The 7,169-nt window shown below is 37.0% G+C and carries 7 protein-coding genes; 4 read left to right on the forward strand and 3 right to left on the reverse strand.

Features of this window, described 5'->3' with window-relative positions:
- A partial coding sequence (locus tag F6K13_RS11205) for an alkaline phosphatase (RefSeq protein WP_287287399.1) occupies positions 1-1,427 on the reverse strand: 1,427 nt, incomplete at its 3' end.
- Between the two features lie 70 nt (positions 1,428-1,497).
- Here F6K13_RS11205 and F6K13_RS11210 point away from each other — a divergent pair.
- Complete coding sequence (locus F6K13_RS11210; RefSeq protein ID WP_161564725.1) at positions 1,498-1,644, forward strand: hypothetical protein; 147 nt, start codon at positions 1,498-1,500, stop codon at positions 1,642-1,644.
- On the opposite strand, the gene F6K13_RS11215 is transcribed toward F6K13_RS11210, so the two are convergent.
- Together F6K13_RS11215 and F6K13_RS11220 are read right to left on the reverse strand one after the other, a co-directional pair.
- Positions 1,641-2,348, reverse strand: a complete 708-nt coding sequence (locus tag F6K13_RS11215; protein ID WP_124147375.1) for a GDYXXLXY domain-containing protein — start codon at positions 2,346-2,348, stop codon at positions 1,641-1,643. The two genes, F6K13_RS11210 and F6K13_RS11215, sit on opposite strands and share 4 nt — an antisense overlap.
- 519 nt (positions 2,349-2,867) lie before the next feature.
- Positions 2,868-4,265: a DUF2157 domain-containing protein gene (locus F6K13_RS11220; protein WP_124147374.1), complete on the reverse strand. Its 1,398-nt coding sequence runs from the start codon at positions 4,263-4,265 to the stop codon at positions 2,868-2,870.
- Positions 4,266-4,683: 418 nt separating this feature from the next.
- Between F6K13_RS11220 and F6K13_RS11225 the strand changes: the two genes are divergently transcribed.
- The 3 genes from F6K13_RS11225 to F6K13_RS11235 all read left to right on the forward strand — a co-directional run bounded on the left by F6K13_RS11225 (position 4,684) and on the right by F6K13_RS11235 (position 6,990).
- Positions 4,684-5,088, forward strand: a complete 405-nt coding sequence (locus tag F6K13_RS11225; RefSeq protein ID WP_124147373.1) for a VOC family protein — start codon at positions 4,684-4,686, stop codon at positions 5,086-5,088.
- Positions 5,089-5,593: 505 nt separating this feature from the next.
- Positions 5,594-6,853, forward strand: a complete 1,260-nt coding sequence (gene rodA, locus F6K13_RS11230; protein WP_124147372.1) for a rod shape-determining protein RodA — start codon at positions 5,594-5,596, stop codon at positions 6,851-6,853.
- Positions 6,850-6,990 (forward strand): hypothetical protein, encoded by a 141-nt coding sequence (locus tag F6K13_RS11235; protein WP_161564724.1) that lies wholly within the window; start codon positions 6,850-6,852, stop codon positions 6,988-6,990. Before rodA ends, F6K13_RS11235 begins: the two co-directional genes overlap by 4 nt.
- The last annotated feature ends 179 nt before the right edge of the window (positions 6,991-7,169 follow it).

Here is a 7,169-nt window from a genome sequence, read left to right on the forward strand (position 1 = left end):
TGAGAAAAAGAACATAGTTTTTCTCCTAATAAATTCCCTAATCTTTGAAAAACCTGAAACTTCAAGGAATTCAAATCGCAAGTCACCCGCGAAAAATTGTCATCGAAATGGGCAGGTCCGGCATTTGTTACAGCATAGCTATGAGATGTTAATGAGGTAGTTTTCAGCTTTCCTGATAACTGGAAACTACCACTTTTATGAGGGTAAGGCCAGAAAAAAGCCGATGATATCAGAGAAATAATTTTAAAATCTGGGTCTTCTTCGCAAAGTAACTCCGCTGACATAGAACAATGTACGTCACCAGATAGAAAAACTACCCGTTTAATTTTATTGGTGCGGATAAATTCCAAAAGTTCGGTGCGTTGGTGCAAATATCCACTCCATTTATCTAGCTCAGTCTTTTTAAAGTCTGGGAAAAATGGAACTGCTGAGGCAACAAACTTTACTCGCTCTGACCCATCTGCTAGCCATTTTTTTAAAGCTTCAAACTGATCTTCATTAATTATTTCTCGCTCTTCAAATGCTGGATCGCAGGATTCTGCCTCGTCACGCTCTGTGCGGGTATCGGTTACAAAAAAGTCACAGCATCCGTCTGTAAATTTGTACCAGAGTTTTGAGGGCGAACCAATAACATCAGCTTTGTCATCTACAATCTCGAATAACGGACTGTGACTCATCTGATAGGTAATGTAAGCATGAATTGCTACAGGGAATAGAGTCACCCAATCCTTCGGCGACGCTTTGGACGGCCAGTTATCCTCTATTTCGTGGTCGTCAAGAGTCATGTAGGTAGGAATTTGCCCCATCAGTTCGCGAATATGGGGTTGGGTAAAGGTCTCTTGATAGCGACTAAAAAACTCCTCAATTGTGCGATCTGCACCGATAGCATTGAGGTCGTCGGCATAAATTTGGTCTCCTACCATGAGCAAGGAATTAGTAGTTGTACCAGAGTTTATTTGTTTGAGAATAGATTCAAAAGTTTTGTCGCCGCGATCGTCAAACCAAGAACCAAATAATTTTAGCAGATAACGACAAGAACCAAAAATAAATGAGCGACTCTTTTTCGGATCTGTGGAAGCAGTCTGAAATTGCTTGGTATGTGCTTTCGACCAATCAAGGTTTATGTTTGCTTGGTCTACTTCCTCTTTTTTTTGCAAAAAATAGCCAATTTGATATTCATACTCTGTTTCTGAGGATAGTTCGTCGAATACTGCTACTCCGGAGGTATCAAAAGCAGGAGACATCTTGAAGAAGATGGGGGGGTCATAGTCTGAGGAGTCTAGGGCACGAATTCGGGCGACTCCTACACAAGGGAGAACACTTTTTTTGTTACTAGAGAGTTTATATTCGCCACGACCAAATATGCGTGCAGTGTCGCCCGTGACTGCACCCAGGATCGGACCAACGGTTAAAGGTTTTACTTTCATTGTCTATCTAAATAGTATGCTTTTTAAGCTATTGCATAATATCGTTATTCTTTGATTAAGTCAATGCTCTATGAAAAAACTAGGCAAGGAAGAAGGAAGAAGGAAGAAGGAAGAAGACTTTAGCTTTTACATAGAATCCGGTTATATAGTATATGTTTATAACTATACTCCCCTACTCCCCTACTCCCCTACTCCTCTTTCTGCCTTATTCAATTAAAATTTGTAGTTGCGATCGCGTACCCATAAACTAACAGGTACTGCTTGGCCTTGAGAACTAACTTTTACTTCTACTACAAAAGGTATTTTACCTTCTAAATTAACAGTAGTTTGTGCTGCTCGAATATCCTGATTAATATCTTTGCGTTTATTTTCAGGCATATAATAAGTTTCTAAGCCATATTTAATTGTCCGACCATTAAATTTACCTTGAATAGCTATTTGATTAGCTGGCAAATTTTGAGGTTGTTTTGCACTTACATCTACAGGTTTCCACACTTTGGGAATGCCTAAATTTTCTGTTGTTTCCGGTGCAGCTAAAATCACATAAATATTAGTTGGATTTTGCGAAGAAAGTTTTCCTGAAATTTCTAATTCAAATTTATTCCAACCAGGAAGTTTATTCAAATTATCTTTGCGGGATATATCATAATCTAAAACTTGATAATAGCCTCGCAAAAAATCGTAGGGGTCTACAGGTACAGTTTGCAAAACTACAGTTCTACCTGTAATCGTAGTATAAATAGCTTGAGCAGGAATTGACAAAATTAATGCTAACTGTACAGTTAATGGCAAAATAAATCGCCAAATTTGCATCTGATTTTTTGAAGATTTTGTTTGATTAATAGGTGGATTTAATTCTTCAGAATAATCAGATTCTTTAGTTGATAAATTGCTTTGATTAAAAGGGTTGATAAATTTCATGTTAATTTTCTCTTAGGGAATAGGGAACAGGGAACAGGGAACAGTGGGAAAAACATTGCCTAGTCTAAGATTCATCATTAGCATAAGTCCTAACCGCTTTGGCTATTATTATAATATCAATTTGGAGAAAGAATGTGTAAGCATTTCCTGCGGAATGCTTACAAGAATGTTACTAATAATAAGGGCAGTAGGAGGGAATGGCCATTCGCCCTTTAACTCCTAAGAAATAATACCATTTTCAAAAAATATTGCTACATTGGCTATTCAAAGTATTAGGTTTTAGGTGGTAGGTGGTAGGTATAAGAAATAAACAGTGAAGATTTTTCAATTCCGTTAAGCATCTATAATTTTACTGTAACAATCTTTCTTGAATTTGGTATAACCTAGTTATTTGTAGCAAATATTTATCAAATTGTGATAACACCTACTACCTAACACCTACTACCTAACACCTACTACCTAACACCTACTACCTAACACCTACTACCTAATTTTGTATAACCTCAAATAAAATTGGTATTAATTCTTAGATAATAAATGACGTTCAAACCATAAACCAGCAGCTATAACTCCTACACCACATAAAATAAATACAAAAGATTTAAGTAATAATTCGGTATTATACTCAAAAGTGCGACAGAGAATTTGTAAAGTTAGTAATACCAAACCACCCCAAAAACCTCCTCTAATTCCTCGCATCAATCCAATTCTAATTAAACCTGCTGCTAAGAGAAACATTTCTATATTTATGATAAAAGTTGCTATTTCTGGAATTTCATTGATACTCAAATGCCAGAAACATAATATTGTAGTTACAACAATGAAACCTAAAATCACACTACTGACTGAATCTAATTGCCAACGATGAGAATTTGTTCTATCAGTTTGTGCTAAATTAAACCATTCCCAAACAGAAAAACCTATAAAGATTAGAACTTCAATTAAAGTCAACCAACTAAACTGTAATGATGTATTTCCATCGCTCAAATCTTTAGTTAAAACATAATTCCAAATTCTCCGAAAAGATAAATATAAAAATCCAATACTCAAATACCAAATAGCTAAACTTCTTGCTAATTGTTGAAAAAATCGACTATCTATTTTAGGCAAAATAGTATCGTCATACCCCCATAATAAAGCTGGAGGTAAAGTCAAAGCGATCGCTCCCAAAAAACTATTATTTGATAAGTAAAAAATTTGCCACAAACTAATTTCTAGAGCTAGTAATAATATTGATGTAGCGAGAAAAAAAATAATCTTGGAACTGCACCAATAAGCTAGTGGAATTAGCAACAATACTGCCACCAAAGCCATATATTTGATAATTGCCTTTAACCAGGAAAATTCCACAGAATCAAATATAGTTGATAAACCCATTAAATAGCCTAATCCTATTAACAGGATAGCCATAATTCCCAGACTTTCCAGTTGTAAACTATAAGCCATTACCAAAACTCCCAATCCCCAAACAATGTATAATCCGTAGGGAGAACCACCGATATGAAACATTTGAGCCATAAAGGCTATATTTGCCCCTAAAATTAAGGCTCCAAATATTAACAGTCCGTGACCTAATCTTTGTTTTTTACTGGTAGTATTTGGTAGATTATTGGGCTGTCGCCAGAGATAAAAACCGCAGGTATTAACTAAGATAAATAGAGTTAATAATAGAAGTGTTTTTACTCCTCGCGACCACTGTTGCCAGTTAGCAGAAACAAAAGTGATAATACCTAATCCTAAAAGAATACCACCTAGAGAAATTAAGATAGTAATAAAACGAGCGCTGGCGGTTTCCTCCAAAGCATCAAACTGGTATCTTTCTGATAGTTGTTGATAAAAGCGATCGCTAATTAATTCCTCTGTTTGCCATAGTTTTGCTTCTTTGCGGAGCTGGCGACGAAACTTTTCTGTAATCATTTTATTTCTAAATTAAAGAATAATATCATGTCTGGATAATTAATATCAAGTCAGAGACCATTGGTATAATTAAGGTTTGCTGATTAAATCTAAAAGCACTGACATATAAAAGATTCAGCCTTTAAAGGAGCGAAAAAAAGTGCCTGGTATCACGTTGAAAACCCTCAAAAACTTAGCATAAAAGGCAGGAGGGATAGCAGAAAAATCAAGGAACAAATATATCCGACTATCTCCTAATTAATTCCTCGTTTCTCCTAACTACTCTCTGCTCCCCCACTCCCCTACTCCTGAAAAAGACTTTTTCAGCAAACCCTAATTAGGAGTCATGCGATCGCCTCATCTGGATACAGGAAAAAGCAAAACAAACAAATAGCGCGTAATATAATTCAAAATAGAAAAATTTTAATAGTAGTTGACTATGAAGCTGAAAAGATTAGGCCATGTAGCTATCTGCGTGCAAGACGTTGACAAAGCAGTAGAGTTCTATCAAAATTTGGGAATGGAAATAGCCTGGAAAGATGCTGACTGGGCATACCTAAAAGCTGGTGATGATGGACTAGCACTTTTGAGTCCTGGATATGAGCAAGCAGGGCCACATTTTGGGTTTGTGTTTAGCGATCGCTCAGAAATGGAAACCGCCTACGAACAGCTCAAAGTCCAAAATATCCAAGTCTCCCCTGTCCATGAACATCGAGATGGCACAGCTTCCTTTTACGGTAGAGATTTAGATGGTAACTGGTTTGAATACCTATACGAACCGGAAGCCATAGTTATTGAAAAAGGTAGAAGGCAGAAGGCAGAAGGCAGAAGGGAAAATTCCTGATGAATTACAAACCCTAAAAAATTTTAAACATCCCCGTTGACGGTGGGGTATTAAACCCACAAAATAAAAGATAATTAGAGGCCGATTTCACCGCCTTGGTGAATAGTATCTTAAGTGGGGGAGTAGGGAAGTTTCATGCAACGTCCGTACAGGGATAAGAAAAAATCAAAATAATTAATATTAGACTCTTTCTACTCCCTGCTCACCGTCAGGAGCATCACTGGACTGGGCATTTTCAACCTGCCTCTAAAGTTTACCGAAAAACATATAAATTTTATAGCAGTCGCCATTACTCTATTTGACATATCAAAAGCTTTAAACTCAGACAATGCTAGCTTTTCCCAACTTTAGTCCTCCCAGATAACTAAAGTCTCCTTCCTTCTTCCTTCTTCCTTCTTCCTTCTGCTACATCAAAAAAAATTTTAATTGATGCAGAGATCCTACTTAAATATATGTATTAACTATCAGGAGTATTCTAAAGTCTAAAATATCTACATATTAAAATATGACCCAGAAATTAGTATTAAGAAATCGCCGAAAATGGCCTCTCTTGCAATGGCGCAATATGGACTGGTCTCTAATGCTGGTCTATATAGCAATGACCACTTTTGGTGGAGTAATGATCCAAAGTGTCGAACGAAACCAGGGATTAACAGATTGGTGGCAACACTGGCTCACTGGAGGAGTAGGCTTAATCTTGGCCTTAATTATTGCTCGTTGTCGTTATGAAGTTTTAATGAACTGGAAATGGGTAATTTATATTTTAACCAATCTTTCTTTGGGAGCTGTACAACTCATTGGTACTTCAGCTCTGGGGGCACAAAGATGGATTAATGTTGGTGGTTTCCACGTTCAACCCTCAGAATTTGCCAAGGTAGGAATAATTATTACCTTAGCAGCAATACTTTCGTCTCAGACCAGGGTAAGGCTATTAGGCTTTTTTAAAGTTTTGATGATTACAGCCGTACCATGGTTTTTAGTATTTATAGAACCCAACCTCGGCACATCTTTAATATTTGGTGCAATTACTATGGGGATGTTGTATTGGGGAAATGTTAATCCTGGTTGGTTAATATTACTTGTCTCTCCTATTTTTTCAGCCATTCTTTATACTATCTATTTCCCTGCTTGGCTTGCATGGATCGCTTTGATGGCCTTAATCGCATGGCGGACTTTACCTTGGAAATGGCTATGGACACCTATAGTTACCGGGATTAATGTTGTCTCTGGAAATATTGGGCAAATATTATGGAATTTGCTCAAAGATTATCAAAAAGACCGACTAACAGGATTTCTGAATCCAGAACAAGACCCTCTGGGCACGGGATATCACCTAATTCAATCTCGTATTGCTATTGGTTCTGGACAGATGTTTGGTAGGGGGCTATATCAAGGTACTCAAACTCAACTACATTTTATCCCAGAACAGCATACAGATTTTATTTTCTCAGCTATTGGCGAAGAGTTGGGTTTTGTTGGTTGTATTCTGGTACTTTTAGCTTTTTGGTTTATTTGTCTGCGGTTGGTTATTATTGCTCAGACTGCTAAGGATGATTTTGGTTCTCTGATTGCCATTGGAGTATTATCAATGTTAGTATTCCAGGTTTTTGTGAATATTGGGATGAATATTGGTTTGGCTCCTGTGACTGGTATCCCACTACCGTTACTTAGTTATGGGCGATCGGCTTTGTTGAGTAATTTTATTGCCCTGGGGTTAGTGGAGTCAGTGGCTAATTACAGTGCTAAATCTAGGCAAGGTTTTTGACAATAGGCAACAGGCAACAGGCAACAGACAACAGACAACAGACAACAGACAACAGACAACAGGCAACAGGCAACAGGCAACAGCTCATCTGGGACAGAGCTATTTCATTTTTGATAATCACCTGGGTAGGGGAGTAGGGGAGCTTATACCATTTCAATTAAATAATGTCACAAATAGGTAGATATTTTAAGTACTTAAAATATCACTTCTAACTTTTGACTTTTGAATGTATGACTTTAAATGGGGAATAGGGGAGCTGATACTATTTCAATTAAATAATTTCACAGATAGGTAGAGGTTTTAAGTACTTAAAATA

The organism is Okeania sp. SIO2B9 (genome assembly GCF_010672505.1).
Classification (GTDB): domain Bacteria; phylum Cyanobacteriota; class Cyanobacteriia; order Cyanobacteriales; family Microcoleaceae; genus Okeania; species Okeania hirsuta.